The organism is Aquiflexum gelatinilyticum (assembly GCF_024741135.1).
GTDB classification, from domain to species: Bacteria; Bacteroidota; Bacteroidia; order Cytophagales; family Cyclobacteriaceae; genus Cognataquiflexum; species Cognataquiflexum gelatinilyticum.
Genome location: NZ_JANSUY010000004.1, coordinates 38136 through 53638, shown reverse-complemented (window position 1 = coordinate 53638; position 15503 = coordinate 38136). Strand labels below are relative to the sequence as shown.

14 protein-coding genes are annotated in these 15503 nt (G+C 42.4%); 7 read left to right on the top strand and 7 right to left on the bottom strand.

Annotated elements, in window-relative coordinates:
• Positions 1–5 precede the first annotated feature (5 nt).
• From murG to ftsZ, 5 genes are all read left to right on the top strand, one after another.
• Positions 6–1115, top strand: coding sequence for an undecaprenyldiphospho-muramoylpentapeptide beta-N-acetylglucosaminyltransferase (gene murG / locus NU887_RS08080; protein WP_258422854.1), 1110 nt, complete (start codon positions 6–8; stop codon positions 1113–1115).
• Entirely contained in the window at positions 1112–2503 is a 1392-nt protein-coding gene (gene murC / locus NU887_RS08075; RefSeq protein ID WP_258422853.1) for a UDP-N-acetylmuramate--L-alanine ligase, read from the top strand. The genes murG and murC overlap by 4 nt, the downstream gene beginning before the upstream one ends.
• Positions 2500–3258 carry a cell division protein FtsQ/DivIB gene (locus tag NU887_RS08070; RefSeq protein WP_258422852.1) on the top strand — a complete coding sequence of 253 codons (759 nt, stop codon included), beginning with the start codon at positions 2500–2502 and terminating at the stop codon, positions 3256–3258. The genes murC and NU887_RS08070 overlap by 4 nt, the downstream gene beginning before the upstream one ends.
• Before the next feature lie 11 nt (positions 3259–3269).
• Positions 3270–4592, top strand: a complete 1323-nt coding sequence (gene ftsA / locus NU887_RS08065) for a cell division protein FtsA (protein ID WP_258422851.1) — start codon at positions 3270–3272, stop codon at positions 4590–4592.
• Positions 4593–4702: 110 nt separating this feature from the next.
• On the top strand, positions 4703–6328 hold the full coding sequence (ftsZ, locus tag NU887_RS08060; protein ID WP_258422850.1) for a cell division protein FtsZ: 1626 nt from the start codon (positions 4703–4705) through the stop codon (positions 6326–6328).
• Positions 6329–6330: 2 nt separating this feature from the next.
• On the opposite strand, the gene NU887_RS08055 is transcribed toward ftsZ, so the two are convergent.
• The 6 genes from NU887_RS08055 to NU887_RS08030 all read right to left on the bottom strand — a co-directional run bounded on the left by NU887_RS08055 (position 6331) and on the right by NU887_RS08030 (position 12918).
• Complete coding sequence (locus tag NU887_RS08055) at positions 6331–6855, bottom strand: NADPH-dependent FMN reductase (RefSeq protein ID WP_258422849.1); 525 nt, start codon at positions 6853–6855, stop codon at positions 6331–6333.
• Between the two features lie 419 nt (positions 6856–7274).
• Positions 7275–7442, bottom strand: a complete 168-nt coding sequence (locus NU887_RS08050; protein WP_258422848.1) for a hypothetical protein — start codon at positions 7440–7442, stop codon at positions 7275–7277.
• 425 nt (positions 7443–7867) lie between these two features.
• Positions 7868–10549: a TonB-dependent receptor gene (locus NU887_RS08045; protein WP_258422847.1), complete on the bottom strand. Its 2682-nt coding sequence runs from the start codon at positions 10547–10549 to the stop codon at positions 7868–7870.
• A gap of 104 nt (positions 10550–10653) precedes the next feature.
• Complete coding sequence (locus NU887_RS08040) at positions 10654–11517, bottom strand: FecR family protein (protein ID WP_258422846.1); 864 nt, start codon at positions 11515–11517, stop codon at positions 10654–10656.
• A gap of 6 nt (positions 11518–11523) precedes the next feature.
• Entirely contained in the window at positions 11524–12060 is a 537-nt protein-coding gene (locus tag NU887_RS08035) for an RNA polymerase sigma factor (protein WP_258422845.1), read from the bottom strand.
• Positions 12061–12126: 66 nt separating this feature from the next.
• Positions 12127–12918, bottom strand: coding sequence for a PepSY-like domain-containing protein (locus tag NU887_RS08030; RefSeq protein ID WP_258422844.1), 792 nt, complete (start codon positions 12916–12918; stop codon positions 12127–12129).
• A gap of 268 nt (positions 12919–13186) precedes the next feature.
• Here NU887_RS08030 and NU887_RS08025 point away from each other — a divergent pair, with 268 nt between their 5' ends.
• Both NU887_RS08025 and NU887_RS08020 read left to right on the top strand, forming a co-directional pair.
• Positions 13187–14023: a purine-nucleoside phosphorylase gene (locus tag NU887_RS08025; protein ID WP_258422843.1), complete on the top strand. Its 837-nt coding sequence runs from the start codon at positions 13187–13189 to the stop codon at positions 14021–14023.
• A 27-nt stretch (positions 14024–14050) separates the two neighbouring features.
• On the top strand, positions 14051–14851 hold the full coding sequence (locus tag NU887_RS08020) for a purine-nucleoside phosphorylase (protein WP_258422842.1): 801 nt from the start codon (positions 14051–14053) through the stop codon (positions 14849–14851).
• An 83-nt stretch (positions 14852–14934) separates the two neighbouring features.
• On the opposite strand, the gene frr is transcribed toward NU887_RS08020, so the two are convergent.
• On the bottom strand, positions 14935–15495 hold the full coding sequence (gene frr / locus NU887_RS08015) for a ribosome recycling factor (RefSeq protein WP_258422841.1): 561 nt from the start codon (positions 15493–15495) through the stop codon (positions 14935–14937).
• Positions 15496–15503 lie beyond the last annotated feature (8 nt).

Genomic DNA, 15503 nt, shown 5'->3' with positions numbered 1-15503 from the left:
AGAAATTGGGAAATCACACACCATATAGAATCATGATCAGCGGAGGAGGCACAGGAGGCCACATCTATCCGGCACTTGCGATCGCAAATGCCTGGATGGAAAAGCATCCTGAGACGGAGATTCTATTTGTCGGTGCAGAAGGAAAGATGGAAATGCAAAAAGTGCCTGAAGCAGGATACCGCATCGAAGGACTCAAAGTAGCAGGATTGCAGCGAAGTCTCAGCCTCTCCAATCTCAGCTTTCCTTTCAAATTATTGGCAAGTCTGAACAAATCCAAAGAACTTCTCAAGACATTCAAACCCAATGCCGTGGTCGGAGTCGGTGGCTATGCAAGTGGTCCACTCTTGTATGCTTCCCAAGGAAAAGGAATCCCGACGATGATTCAGGAGCAAAATTCCTATGCCGGATTGACCAACAAGATTTTGGCAAAAAAAGCAAAAAAGATTTGCGTGGCATATCCGGGGATGGAGAAGTTTTTCCCAACTGATAAAATCCAATATACCGGGAATCCTGTCCGAAAGGATATCCTTCAGTTGGATGGAAAAAAGGAAAAAGCATTCCGACACTTTGGATTGGAGGAAGACAAAAAAGTCCTGTTGGTATTGGGGGGAAGTCTTGGCGCCCGCACCATCAATCAAGCAGTATTGGCTGATATGGAAGGTCTCGAAAAAGAAGGCTATCAAGTTCTCTGGCAAAGTGGGAAGTTCTACTTCTCCGAAATGTCAGAAAAAGTAAAGGCTTCCGGACTGAAACACATCCATGTCCTAGAATTTATCAGGGAAATGGATTTGGCCTATGCGGCAGCAGATGTCGTGGTATCGAGGGCCGGAGCGCTTTCTGTATCTGAACTCAGCCTTGTTGGCAAGCCGGTAGTATTTATCCCTTCTCCCAATGTGGCTGAAGACCATCAGACCAAAAATGCCATGGCCTTTGTGCAGGCAGATGCAGCGGTCCTATTGAAGGACAGCGAAGCAGTCGGGAAATTGAAATCGACAGTAAACCAACTTATGGCTGACGCTAACAAAGTCCGGTCATTGAGTGAAAATATAAAGAAACTGGCCAAGCCAAAAGCTGCCGAAGAAATTGTAAAAGTATTGGAAAGCATCATTCAATGAATCTGAAAAACCTACATAGCGTCCATTTCCTTGGAATAGGTGGCATCGGCATGAGTGCTTTGGCGAGGTGGTTTAACCATGTCGGCATCAAAGTCTCCGGCTATGACCGTACCCCTTCTCCATTGACAGATGCATTGATGGCAGAGGGAATGGAGATTGTTTTCGAAGATACTTTGGAAAATATTCCTTCCAGGATCCGCTATGACAAAGTCCATACTTTGGTCATTTGGACTCCGGCGATGCCAAAGGATTCTCTCCAACTGAACTTCTTCCAAAACAACGGCTACAGCATCAAAAAAAGAGCTGCAGTTCTCGGGATGATCACTGCTGACCTTCCGACAATAGCCGTAGCGGGAACACACGGCAAGACGACAACTTCTTCCATGGTCGCTCACCTTTTGAAATCGGGTGGAAAAAATATCGCTGCCTTTTTAGGTGGCTTGACACAAAATTACAATTCCAACCTCATCCTCCATGATGAGGAAAGTGGAGACGCCACAGTAGTTGTGGAGGCGGATGAGTTTGACCGCTCTTTCCTGCACCTTCATCCAAATGTGGCTGTGGTCACGAGTGCCGATCCCGATCACTTGGACATCTATGGTGATGACGCACAGATGATGGATGGCTTCAGGGCATTTATTGACCTGATTGCTGGCGACGGGTCATTGTATATCCATGCAAAGGCCTTCCAAAAACTAGGAGCTCCGAAATCCAAATCGGTTACCGTAAAGCAATACGGAATCAACATCGGAGAGATCCAAGCCAAAAATATCGTAGCAGGACCTGCGGCTTTCACTTTCGATTATGTCAGTGGAGACAAGGAAATCAAGGGATTGAAAATGTACATGCCGGGATTTCACAATGTGGAAAATGCCCTGCCTGCCATTACTGTCGCTTTGGATTATGGCATAGAAGAACAAGCCGTCCGAGAAGGATTGGCAAGCTATAAAGGAGTTAAAAGAAGATTTGAAATCTGGCTTCAGGAAAAAGACAGGGTTTTTATCGATGATTATGCCCACCATCCTGAAGAAATCCGCGCTTTCCTTTCATCGGTCAAAGCCATGTATCCAGACAAAAAGTTGACGGCAATTTTCCAGCCGCACCTTTTCACAAGGACCAGGGATTTTGCAGCGGGATTTTCAGAAAGCCTTTCTATCGCTGACGAAGTGGTATTGCTGGAGATTTATCCGGCAAGGGAACTCCCAATCGAGGGAGTAAATGCAACGATGCTGTTGGAAGGAATCACTTCCGCCAAAAAATCCCTTCAATCAAAAGAAGGATTGTTGGATTACCTCAAAGCCGCAAAGCCTGAGGTATTGGTCACCATCGGTGCAGGAGACATTGACAGATTGGTATCACCTATCGCAAACTGGATGAAAGGGCTATGAGAAAGTTTAGGATCAAAAAATCGTTGATTTTCGCCGCTTTAACCTTGGTTTTGATTGGCTTTATAGGATTTGTAGAGAAAAAGGATTCCGAAAAGGTATTCACCGGCATTGAGATCAGGGTCAAGGGAATTGCAGATGTCTATTTCGTGAATGAAAAGGACATTTTGAAAAATATCCAGACTGAATTTCCATTGATGCAAAAAGGAGTTTCCATGCAGGAAGTGGATTTGAATAAGATTGAAAAAAAGGTAGAAACCTATGCTTTTGTCAGCAATGCAGAAGTATTCGCCGATCCAAAAGGACATGTGATGGTAGAAATCACCCAGCATATCCCGATTGCTAGGATTGTTAGACCAAGTGCAGCGGACGGATACATTTCTACAGAAGGCAAGATCTTACCGACTTCCAATTCTTATACCACAAGGGTGATGACATTGGAAGGCGCATATGCTGAAAATCTTTTGAAGCTGCAGGACATTTCAGAAAGCCACAGTGACTTGATGGCCATGATCAACTTCATCAATGAAGATGAGTTTTGGAAAGCACAGATTTCCGGGATGGATATTTCCCGGAAGACCGACATCAAACTTTACCAGCAGGTAGGCAAGCAGGTCATCGAGTTTGGGGAAGCCAAGGATTTAGAAGAAAAATTTGAAAAGATAAACCTGTTTTATGAGGAGATCATCCCAGCAAAAGGATGGAATGCATACAGCAGAGTGAGTGTAAAATATAAGGGCCAGATTGTTTGTGAATAATTGAAATCGCTATGGAAAATAACAAATTGATTGTAGGACTTGACATCGGAACTACCAAAATCTGCGCGATCATCGGTCGCAAAAACGAGTTTGGGAAGCTTGAAGTATTGGGCATGGGCAAAGCCGTTTCTGATGGGGTCATTCGTGGGATTGTCACCAACATTGACAAGACTGTGAACGCCATCCAAAAGGCTATGCAGGATGCGTCTGATATGGCGGATGTGGATATCGGGGAAGTGATCGTCGGGATTGCAGGTCAGCATATCCGCAGCACAATCCACCATGGCGTCATTATCCGTCAGCCCAATCAGGATGAAATCACCGTGGATGATGTCAGGAGACTTTCCAACGACATGGAAAACATCGTCGTGCCTCCGGGAAATACCATCATCCACGTCATGCCACAGGACTACATTGTGGATTATGAGGATGGGATCAAAGATCCTGTTGGGATGTCCGGTTCAAGACTTGAGGCTGATTTCCATATCATCACTGCCCAAACAACAGCCATCAATAACATCAACCGTTGCGTGAAGCGTGCCAATCTGATTTCTCAGGACCTGATCCTTGAGCCATTGGCGAGTTCTTTGTCTGTACTTAGCGAGCAGGACAAAGAAGCCGGGGTTTGCTTGGTAGATATAGGTGGCGGTACAACAGACATTGCAATTTTCTACGACAATATCATCCGTCATACTGCGGTCATTCCGTTGGGAGGAAATATCATCACTGCCGATATCAAGGAAGGTTGCATGGTCCTTCACCACCAGGCTGAATTGCTCAAAACCAAATTTGGAAAAGCAATCGCCGAAGAAGCCAATCCTAATGAAATCGTGTCTATTCCCGGACTTCGCAACAGACAGCCTAAGGAGATTTCTATCAAAAACCTCGCAGCCATCATTCAGGCAAGGATGGAAGAAATCATTGAGTACGTACAAAATGAATTGGTAGCAAGCGGCCATTACAAAAAACTCACCGGTGGAATAGTCCTCACGGGAGGCGGTTCACAGCTTCAGGGAGTTTCTCAACTTTTTGAATATATGACCGGGCTTGATACCAGGATCGGCTATCCAAATGAGCATTTGGGCAAATCCAAAATCGAAGAAGTGAAAAGTCCGATGTATGCTACCTCTGTAGGATTGGTATTGGCGGGGTTCAAATCACTCGACGAAAGAGAAAATTTATATAGACTTAGAAAAGAAAGCGGTAATGCCAACTCCCAAAAAATACAGGCCAAACCCGTTAAAACTGAGTTTGGCCCGAACATTTTCTCCAGTATAGGTAAGAAATTGAAGGATATCATCACCAATGATATTCATGATGACAATAATTACTAGGGCTTATCATACTAGGGAGGTAGAAGACTTTGTCTTCTGCTTCCCTTTCTTACAAAAACCATACTAAAAAGAAAAATATTTTCACCAATAGATAAAAAATGTCAGATAACATGAAAGATTACAAATTTGATCTTCCAAAAAACCATAAATCAATCATCAAGGTGATTGGTGTTGGAGGAGGTGGTTCCAATGCTGTGAACCATATGTACAACCAAGGAATCAAGGACGTGGAGTTCGTCGTGGTCAATACCGACGCCCAGGCTTTGAAAAGCAGTCCGGTTCCATTGAGACTTCAGTTGGGTGCCAACCTGACCGAAGGACTAGGGGCAGGTGCCAATCCTGAAAAAGGGAAAAGCGCTGCATTGGAAAGCAAAGAAGACATTAGAGAATTGCTTTCAGACAATACCAAGATGGTATTTATCACGGCCGGCATGGGTGGAGGTACAGGTACAGGTGCAGCACCGGTGATAGCCAAAATCGCCAAGGACATGGACATCCTTACCGTAGGTATCGTTACCGCTCCTTTTGTTTTTGAAGGAAGAAAGAAAATGATCGCCGCGCAGCAAGGAATCGAAGCGCTGAAAGAAAGCTGTGATACCGTTTTGGTCATCCTCAATGACAAATTGAGAGAAATCTATGGCAACCTTGCTATTCGTTCGGCCTTTGCCAAAGCTGATAACGTATTGACAACTGCCGCCAAGTCTATCGCCGAAATCATCACCATCCATCAGGATGTCAACGTGGATTTCGAAGATGTGAAAACAGTCATGAAAAATGCCGGCGCTGCCGTGATGGGTTCCGCTACCGAAGAAGGTGAAGGACGTGCCATCCGCGCTGCCGAAAAAGCCATAGCTTCACCGTTGTTGAACAATGTTGACATCAAAGGCGCTCAGAAAATATTGCTTTCTATTATGTCCGGCGAGGACGATGAACTCTCCATGGACGAGTTGAGCGAAATCACCGAATACATCCAAGAAAGAGCCGGGGACGATGCTGAGGTGATTTTCGGTCAGGGTATCGACTCTGAACTGAGCAAAGGTATCCGAGTTACAGTCATTGCCACAGGTTTTGAAATGGACAAGTTGACCACAGCTTCACCTTCAGGTAAGAAGGAAGAAGTGGTTGTTCCTGCTGTAATTGAAGAGGACAACAGCAAAAAAGTAATAGACCTCGAATCCGGCAAGACTTCCAAAGTGGAAGAAGATGCGACTCCAGCACCCGGTCAGACTTTCACTTTTACTTTCAACAAGCCTTTGTTTACCCCAGCTAATGAAAGCAAGCCTGAAGATATCAAACCAAAGGTAGAAGCACCTGCTCCGGTAATTGAAGACAAAGAGGAAGAAATGGAACCTCAGTTCGAGTTTGTTCCTGCAAAACCTGAAGTGAAAAAAGTAGTTTTCACCTTGGATACGGAGGAAGAAATCAAAGAAGAAGCTCCGAAAGCTGTTGAAAAAGAGGAGGCAAAGCCTGCACATAGCAATGATTACTATGAGCAATTGAAGCTGAAAGCGATCCAAAGGGCGCATGAGCGTTTTGAAAAGCTGAAAAGCATCAAGACTTATAACCAGCATCCTGAGGAATTCAAAGATAAATTGGAAACTCCTGCTTACCTCAGAAAAGAAGTAAAATTGGCTGAGGTACAGCACAGTTCTGAAAGAAGCATCTCAAGGTATAACCTGACTGACGAAAATGAATTTCTGAAGAACAACAGGTTTTTGCATGACAATGTCGATTAACTCTAAAAGTTAATCAACATTTCTGCCTGGGTATGGAGTAATTCCATGTACAGCCTGTTGGTGAGCAGGTTATCTGACATATTGTCCTCGATCTTGGCTAGTTTGGGCTTGAGGGCAAGTACATGCATACCCACGTAATGGAAGATGTCGGTGAGGTGGCTCAAAGCGATGCCACCCCCGCCAATTCCAGATGAAATGCCGACCAAGGCACATTTTTTATTACGGAAAGAATTGGGATAAGTCATCCCGTCTATAAATCCTTTCAAGATCCCAGGGAAAGAGCCGTTGTATTCCGGTACGACGAAGACAAACTTCGTCCCTTCTTTGACTTTTTGGTGAAAGCTATTGTAGCCCTCATTTTTGCCGTTGTTGTTGTAAAGGGCCGAAAAAATAAAATCATGCGGTAATTCTTCCAGTAATAAAATCTCCGATGGCGTATCCATTTTGGCCAAAAGATCCTGATATATCAATGCTATTTTTTCTGAGACGGAATTTCTGCGGTTGGTACCGACGATGATTTTGATCATGAAAAGGGTGCTTTCTGTGGATTTGAGGTAAATACAATCTAGAAAGTCAATAAGTTTCAGGAATGTTTAAAATCAAAGGAGGTATTTCCCACGAAGGTACAAAGACGACAAAGTCGCATGTTTCTCGTAAAGTCGGAAAATTATGTCTCGCAAAGACGCAATGACGCAAAGAAAAGGGTTCGAAATCATCAGCTAGGTGTATCCCCAATACTTGTCGGGATGTATATTCACCTTTTTATTTAGTGGTATTTTTAATTCAAATTCCCAGAATTAACGGATTTTGTAAAAATCCAATCACGAATTGCTCCTAACGTGCCGACACAATTATACCGTAAAAACAAAGTCTGCCGTAAATAAAATGCAATTGATCAGCTCAAAAAATGGAATATTAGAATATTGCTCCTGATGATAGTTCTTGGTTACAATAACTTTTTTATAATCCAAATGACAAGCACCACTACCAAAATTACCAGAATTATTCCTACCCAGATTCCCATTTCAAAGATATCGCCTATGACACTACAGCCGGTGAATACGAATAGGGAAAGGATAAGAAAGCCGATTGAACGTAATGTATAATTTTTCATGATTAAACAATTTAGGTTGATAATGCCATAAAATAATCAAATAACATACCTATGTTATGTTCTTGGCGGAGAATGGCGTGGGAACATGGCTTAAAGCCCAGTATATCAGGATTTCCCTACCCCAGACATAAAAAATGAACCCACTTTTTTAAATTTCCGATACGAGGCGCTAGTATTTTTTGTATACCTGAGTATACTATATTGTAACATAGCCAAGATCATTTCCTTTTCCCGTCACAATAAAGAGTACTGTCTTTTTTGGTTAATTTATGTGATAAGACAAAAAGTGACACGAGGAAGAAACGTAAAGAAAATACCTAAGAAAAGGATTATTAGAGAATTGACATACTTGACTTTTTGACGCTAAAAATCACTTGACCCAGTTTTCATCACAAAGTGCCCCGGTATAGAAAAAATTGGTTTCTCTAGAAATTGATCTCAAAAGAAACATTTGGCGTAATTCCCATCAGCGGCACATAAGTTGTCGCAAGAATTTGGTCCCTGTTGTTCCTCCTGTCACGGGGAGCGACCACTGAAACTTTGGTGTCGAGAATGTTTTCTCTGTTGTAGAGGTTAAAAATACCCAATGAAACATTGGCCCTGGACTTGCCAAGATCTAGAAAATACCTCGCACTTACATCCAACCTATGGTATGCCGGCAATCTTTCGCCATTCCGTTCAGGAATCTGTATCTGAATTATCTGAGGACCATTTTGGGAATTTGATGGCCTGGTGACAACCTCCTCAAAGGAGGAAAACGGCTTTCCTGAACCATAAATCCAAGTAGCCGAAAACTCAAAATTCTTGAAAGCATATACCCCAAACCAATTGATCTCGTGACGCTGATCGTGGTCTGCAAAAAAGGCCCTACCCTGATTTATCCTTGGAAAGGTATATTTTACCTGAGACAGTGTATAGGTCACCCAACTTGAAAAATTTCCCAAATCTCTTTTTACCATCATTTCCACACCTTTGGCTACCCCGTCTCCTGAGGTGAAAATCCTGTTTTGGTCTTCAAATTGGGTAATCAGGCTCCCGTTTCTAAACGCGTATTCCATCAATCCATTGAAGTTCTTTTGGAATAAACTTAAAGTGAAAAGGTTTTTGTTTACCGCATATTCAATCCCCAACAAGCCATGCCAAGCTAGCTGAACCGGAACATTCTTGCCATTGGCCAAAATCCAGAAATCACGGCTTCCCTCCAGGACATTCTTGGTATTGGATTGGTTGATAAACTGGTTATAAATTCCTGTCGCTCCCTTTAATTGAAGGGACTCATTAAGCTTATGGATAAATGAAAATCGGGGCTCAAAATAAATTTTCCCCGTGGAAGAAAAATAGCTGCTGCGAAGTCCCGGAGAGATGGAGAAGCTAGGGCTCAAGACAAAAGTCCCTTGTAAATAATGTGCCAAAAGGTATTCGTTTAGCTCGGATTTGTCTACCAACAAGGAATCATTTGCCACATATTCCAGCTGATTGTTATACAGAGAACCTGATATTCCTGTTTCGATGGTGCTCGAATTTCCAAGGGTCCATTCATGATCGAGTTTGATGGTAAAATCCTCGATATTATTGAGCTGATTCTGTGATTCTACCGTCTGGAAAATACCCTGACTAGATGATTTGACGTCAGAAGTTGCGATTTCCTGAAAAGTGCTTTCATAAAATGAATAAGAAATAAGAGCGCTTGTATGATTGCTGCTGTTCCATTGTCTGGAAAAATTCAGGGAGGTTCCCACGTTTCCCCAGTTTATTACCCCCAGCTTTTTTGTTGACACTGAAAGGGTGTCTCTAAAATTTACCTGTGAATTTTCCGTATAGTTCAGCAGATCATTGCTGTCATAAAAGCTAAATGAAATTTGATTTTTGGCGCCTACTTTGGAAGATATTTTGAAGTTGATATCTGAATAGTAAAAATCAGGTTTTACCTCGGATTGGATCGTCCGCGGGAATAAAGGACCCCGCGGGCCTTCAGTTATGCTGCTCTCGAAAATGGAAAAAATATCCTCAAACAGCGAAGAAGACCACACATCAGTGTAAGACCTTCTACCCGAAAAGAATAAAGTGGCGCCTTTGTCAGACAAGGGGACTTCCAGGGACGTATTGACGCTGAGCAAATTAAATCCCAAGGAGCCTTTTGTCTCATTTCGGTTGCCATCCTTTCCCGAAATATCGACCACACTTGACGCCCTGCCACCATATTTGGCTTCAAAACCGCCTTTGTAAAGTCTCAAAGACTTGATCGCATAAGGATTAAAAGCGCTGAAATACCCAAAAAAATGGTCGACGTGATAGACGGTGAATCCATCGAATAAAAACAGATTTTGGTTGTTGGTCCCGCCATTTATATTGAGTCCGGAAGAAATTTCATTGGTCGCATTCACCCCGGGCAATAACTGAAGAGATCTCAATACATCCACCTCTCCCACGGAGGGAGTCTGTCTCGCATTGATGGGGTTGTAAGTGATTTTGCCCGCCTGACCTCCGGTGCTGAAATGGTCAATTTCCTGATCTGCAAGGATGTATTCCGCCAGCTCTGTCACCTTGGCTTTTAGCCCAATCTGTAATCTTTTATGTTGGTTTTGTTCGCTGAGTACGAGAACAGTATCCTGATATCCAAGATAGGAAACACGGATCTTGTTGATTTTTCTGGTATCTGAAATAAAAAAATAACCTTCCTCATTTGAAAGAAAGTTAGTTTGGTTTTCCTCATTCCAAACCACCGCGTGAGGTAAGTTTTCACCTGTCATGGCATCACTTATGACTCCTGAAAATTCAGAGAGTGCAAGCGGTTCATTTTGCTGTTGTTTTAGCTTTTTGATGATGATGGTATTCTCATCTATCAGTTCAAAGCCAAGGTTTGTATTTTCCAAAATCTTCACAAAAGCTTCCTCAATAGAAAGATTCTGGATGTTTACATTGACCAAAACATCCCGGACATTTTTGTCACTGAAAGCGACCTTGAGTCGGTAGTTTCTTTTCAAAACCTGAATGACGTCTTTGAGAGGAACATTTCTGAATTCCTCATTGACCACAGTTGCCCGATTTGCCAATGTAACATTGGTAATTAGAATAAAAAAAAGGACAGGAAAGAGGGTTCTCAGCATGCGGGTTTTCGATGATTGAAACTCATTTTGTTGTAGAGACAACAAGCCCTAAGGGGAAGCGGATATCAGTGTTTTGGATTTAGATGATATATTGATTTGGAGGTTTATTTGGTAAATGTAAATTCCAATGAATTGCCGTTGCGGACGTACTGTAAACCCAAAGGTTCACAAACCAATTTGAGTGCTTTGTCCAGGTCCTTATTGTCGAAGTAGCCTGTATACTTTTGATTTTTTAATTCCTCGGGAAACGAGATTTCAAGGTCAAATTGTCTTTCTAATTCTGAGATGACATCTTCAACATTCTCCTCTTCAAAATAAAATTCACCTTTGAGCCATGTGGGGCTTGTTGGAGTGGAAAGGGAATAAGACTGCAGATCAGATTGGTTTAAAACCACCCCGTCACCCGGTAAGAGTTCCACTTTTTTCTGGGTGGCATTGGAAGTGACAGCTACTTTGCCGCTAAGGCATTCCACTTCATATTTTCCCGGACGGGAATAAATATTAAAGCTCGTGCCCAGGATTTGAGTAGTTCCTAAAGTGGAATAGATTTCGAATTTTTCACCTTTTTGGATTTCAAAGAATCCTTCTCCCTCAAAGGTTACTTTTCTGCTGAAATTCCATAAAAATTTATTGTAAGCGATTCTGGAGTCAGCATTCATATGGACGATAGATCGGTCAGGCAATTCCACTTTTTCAAATGCCATTTTGCCCACCTCGACAGTTACCTCATTGAATGCGATCAGGGCATAAAGGGAAATGACAATTAAGGTCAATGAGGCTGCGATTTTATAGACAATGTGAATTGGTTTTTTGTTGTCAGCTAGGGGATTTAGGATTCGGGTTTTGGAATCCAAAGGAAGCGCCTGATCAAGCATATCCATCATGTTTGATACGGCATTATCATTTGGCTTTTCCTCAGTAGGATAAGATTGTAACTTGTCTTTAATTATTTTATCAAACTTTTCCATTTTTCTTTAATTGGATTTTTCCAAAATTGCCCGCTTTAATTTTGCCCTTGCGATAGACAGGTTGGATTTAGATGTCCCTTCAGAAATCCCAAGTATCTCGGCTATTTCATGATGTTTGAATCCTTCCATGACATAGAGGTTGAAGGTGATTTTATAAGAAGGTGAAAGACCTTGAACCAGCTCCATAATTTCCTCTGCCGAAAGCGCTTCCAATGCATCTTCAGATCCGCTTGACACCTCGTATGCCTGATCGATATCATCCTGGAAGTAATGTTTTTTATTCTTTCTGAAATGATCTATGGCCGTATTGACAAAAATCCTGTTCATCCATGCTTTGATTTCCAGTTCAGGATTGTAGGCCTCTATGTTGGTAAATACCTTTAAAAAGCCATCATTGATCATTTCTTCGGCTTCGGCCCTGGAGTGGGAATACCTCAGACAAATACTCATGGCAAAGCCATAATATTTCCTATAAAACGCTGCTTGTGCATTTCTCTGGTTGGACTTGCATCCCAAAATCAAGTGCTTTTCCTCTTCTGTCATTCGAAATGTTGAAATGACTCCGGGAACATTTCGACCCCCGGAGTCAAAGCCAAACCAAATATATACTTATCCTTTATGCATTCCACAGGTTTTCAATTCAATAAACTCGCCGCTTTCATCAAAAATCAAAGCGCCTATGCCGGCCACCAAGACATGAATTTCAACTTCTCCTTTTCTCGTACCCTTGCGTGCCCTTAATATTTCATTGTCGGGATAATTCTCCGCGATGTAGGAAGTAATGCTTTCCGGAAGGTCTTCAATTTCAATTTTTTGGAAATTGGCGCAGATCCTTACAGGTCTTTCCCTCAATTTCAAAAACGCCCCATCTGCATCGAAAATCACGATCCCTATTTCCTTGACAAGGACATGGTATTGATTCAGCGCCTCCCTCTCAATGAAAATGACCTTAATTATTTCATTTTCTGAGTAATTTTCCCTCAAGTATTCTTTAGCAGCATCCGGCAAATCAGCAGGATCGATAACATTTGGTTTAGGTCCATCTTCTCCCGGCTTTCTCGGAGGACGGCCAAAACCACCTCGTCTCCTGTGTCTTCCTTCGCAGTCCACTTCCGCGCCATCTTCCCCGAATGCTTGGATCCGGCCATTTTCGGAAAACACCAAATTCATCTGATTGGTGAGATTCGCTTCAAATGAAACTTCCTTTCCGTCGGTAATCCGAAAAGCGGAAGTTACCACCTCTCCTTCAAAATTTTCTGTAATAAAAGTCGTTGCGGATAAAGGAAGGTCAACCTCGGTTATTTCAGTGACGGTTAAATCCTCTACTGGCAATCCTTCTTCCTGTTGGCATCCACTGATAATTCCCATAAAAATGGAAGCCATTAAAATTTTCTTTAACATGTTGTTTTCAGTTTTGTGGAACATAAAATTTTTGAATTTGAACCATTACGGAAGGTACTTGGGAAATGGTTGGTAGGGTTGTAAAAAATATTTTTCTCTGGTATAATTTTAAATCAACCGGAGTTTTAATCCGACTCCATATTTTCATTCGAAAACGCTTTCAGGTTAATTGGAATCTTTATCTCAATTGTTTCTATTCCTTATTTTTGTCAGACCGGGTTAGGTTCCCAATAGCTCAAGAATTCCTACCTTGGGGAAATTTTAAAATATGAATTCAGCATCCACTCTTTCGTATTCAGAGCAAATCGATTTTGCTTTTGACTATATCAAAAAATTATTTCTTAAAACACCTCAAGTGGGTATTATTCTAGGTACTGGCTTGGGACAATTGATCCAAAATATTGAGATTGAATTGGAAGTGTCCTATGATACAATACCATTTTTCCCTGTTTCCACGGTAGAAAGCCATAAGGGAAAATTAATTTTTGGGAAGTTGTCGGGGAAGTCCGTGGTCGCCATGCAGGGAAGATTTCATTATTATGAAGGTTATTCCATGAAGGAAGTGACCTTTCCGGTCCGTGTGATGAAAAAATTGGGGATCGGACATCTTTTTGTTTCCAATGCAGCAGGAGGTTTAAATCCTGATTACAACATCGGAGAACTCATGATCATCAATGACCATATTGATCTTTTTCCCGAAAACCCCCTCCGAGGCAAAAACCTTGATACATTTGGGGTGAGGTTTCCGGATATGTCCGAACCCTATGACCTGTCTTTGGTCAAAAAAGGTTTGGATATCGCTGTTGACAATGGGCTAATCGTCCATCAGGGAGTCTATGCTGCTGTGCAGGGGCCAAATCTCGAAACCAAAGCGGAATACAAATACCTCAGGACGATAGGTGGTGATGCTATCGGTATGAGTACGATTCCTGAAGTCATCGTAGCGAGACATATGGAATTGCCTGTTTTTGCCATATCCGCAATTACAGACCTTTGCTCTCCCGGAAAGGTCAGGAAAATCAGCCTCGCAGAAGTCTTGGCGGGAGCTGCCAAGGCCGAACCGGGGATGAGTCTGATCATACGGGAATTGGTAAAATCACTTTGACATTGGCTATCTGATTCACTCAATGCTATGATAAAAGAACAGGCTGCAGTTGATTTTTTGAAATCACAGATTATCGAATTCCCCGAGACTGCCATCATCTTGGGTTCAGGTCTTGGAGGATTGGTGGATGAAATCGACATTGAGAAAAGGATTCCTTACTCGGAGATTCCCCACTTTCCTGTTGTGACCGTCGAAGGTCATGGTGGGGATTTGATTTTTGGAGATTTGGAAGGTGTGGCCGTTTTGGCAATGAACGGTCGCTTTCATTATTATGAAGGTTACGACATGGCAGATGTGGTTTTTCCCTTGCGGGTGATGAAGTTGATCGGTATCAAAAGATTGGTCATCACCAATGCTGCCGGGGGATTAAATGAAGATTTTGAAGTAGGGGATTTGATGCTCATTGAAGATATGATCAGTCTGCTCCCGGAAAATCCCTTGCGTGGAAAAAACAGTGAAGAGTTTGGTCCGAGGTTTCCTGATATGAGCGAACCATTTGATCTGGACTGGTTGGAAAAGGCAAAGTCCGCGGCCATTAGATTGGGGGTCAAGCTAAGAACCGGAACTTATATCGGATTGCAGGGGCCAAAGCTGGAGACCAAAGCTGAAATCAGGTATTGTAGAATTATTGGGGGAGATGCTGTCGGGATGAGTACGGTTCCCGAAGTGATCGCCGTCAACCATATGGGCTTAAAAGTTTTGGGGATATCAGTGATAACCAATGAAAGTATTCCAAAAGTTGCCAAAGAATTTACCCATGCTGACGTTGTGGCTACTGCAAATAAAGCAGGGAAGAAGTTGGTGGAGTTAGTGAAAAATATTTTATAATTAAAGTATAGATCAGGTTTACTACAAACGCAAAAAGGCTTCTTGTCATCACAGGAAGCCTTTTTATATAAATTTATCTTCGATCAAACAGTCATGATCTCATGTTCTTTCTTCACAAGAAGTTCATCTATTTTGGCGGAATAACTATCCGTGAATTTTTGGACCGAATCTTCCGCTCTTTTGATTTCATCCTCAGATGCTCCTTCTTTCTGAAGTTTTCGCAGTGATTCGTTTGTTTCTTTCCTTACTGTTCTGATAGAGATTTTTCCTGATTCACATTCGTTTTTTGCTTGCTTCACAAGGTTTCTTCTCCTTTCCTCGGTCATAGGCGGAATCGTCAGGATGATGATTTCCCCATTGTTTTGTGGAGCAAGGCCAAGGTCAGAATTGATGATAGACCTTTCGATTTCGTTGATCAGGTTTCTTTCCCAAGGCTTGATGGTGAGGGTTCTTGCATCCGGAGTTGTCACGGAAGCTACTTGCTGAAGTGGCGTCGGAGAGCCGTAATAAGCGACCATGATTCCATCCAATAGGTTAGGCATTGCTTTACCGGCCCTGATTTTTAACAGTTCAGCAACTGTGTGGTTGACCGCTTTTTGCATCAATTCTTTGGCTTCTTCCAGGTACAGCTGAATTTCTTCCATAGTTTTGT

Excerpts from the sequence above, each read along its gene's own strand:
- murC (WP_258422853.1), top strand. The coding sequence starts at position 1,112 with ATGAATCTGAAAAACCTACATAGCGTCCATTTCCTTGGAATAGGTGGC.
- NU887_RS08070 (WP_258422852.1), top strand. The coding sequence starts at position 2,500 with ATGAGAAAGTTTAGGATCAAAAAATCGTTGATTTTCGCCGCTTTAACC.
- ftsA (WP_258422851.1), top strand. The coding sequence starts at position 3,270 with ATGGAAAATAACAAATTGATTGTAGGACTTGACATCGGAACTACCAAA.
- ftsZ (WP_258422850.1), top strand. The coding sequence starts at position 4,703 with ATGAAAGATTACAAATTTGATCTTCCAAAAAACCATAAATCAATCATC.
- NU887_RS08055 (WP_258422849.1), bottom strand. The coding sequence starts at position 6,855 with ATGATCAAAATCATCGTCGGTACCAACCGCAGAAATTCCGTCTCAGAA.
- NU887_RS08050 (WP_258422848.1), bottom strand. The coding sequence starts at position 7,442 with ATGAAAAATTATACATTACGTTCAATCGGCTTTCTTATCCTTTCCCTA.
- NU887_RS08045 (WP_258422847.1), bottom strand. The coding sequence starts at position 10,549 with ATGCTGAGAACCCTCTTTCCTGTCCTTTTTTTTATTCTAATTACCAAT.
- NU887_RS08040 (WP_258422846.1), bottom strand. The coding sequence starts at position 11,517 with ATGGAAAAGTTTGATAAAATAATTAAAGACAAGTTACAATCTTATCCT.
- NU887_RS08035 (WP_258422845.1), bottom strand. The coding sequence starts at position 12,060 with ATGACAGAAGAGGAAAAGCACTTGATTTTGGGATGCAAGTCCAACCAG.
- NU887_RS08030 (WP_258422844.1), bottom strand. The coding sequence starts at position 12,918 with ATGTTAAAGAAAATTTTAATGGCTTCCATTTTTATGGGAATTATCAGT.
- NU887_RS08025 (WP_258422843.1), top strand. The coding sequence starts at position 13,187 with ATGAATTCAGCATCCACTCTTTCGTATTCAGAGCAAATCGATTTTGCT.
- NU887_RS08020 (WP_258422842.1), top strand. The coding sequence starts at position 14,051 with ATGATAAAAGAACAGGCTGCAGTTGATTTTTTGAAATCACAGATTATC.
- frr (WP_258422841.1), bottom strand. The coding sequence starts at position 15,495 with ATGGAAGAAATTCAGCTGTACCTGGAAGAAGCCAAAGAATTGATGCAA.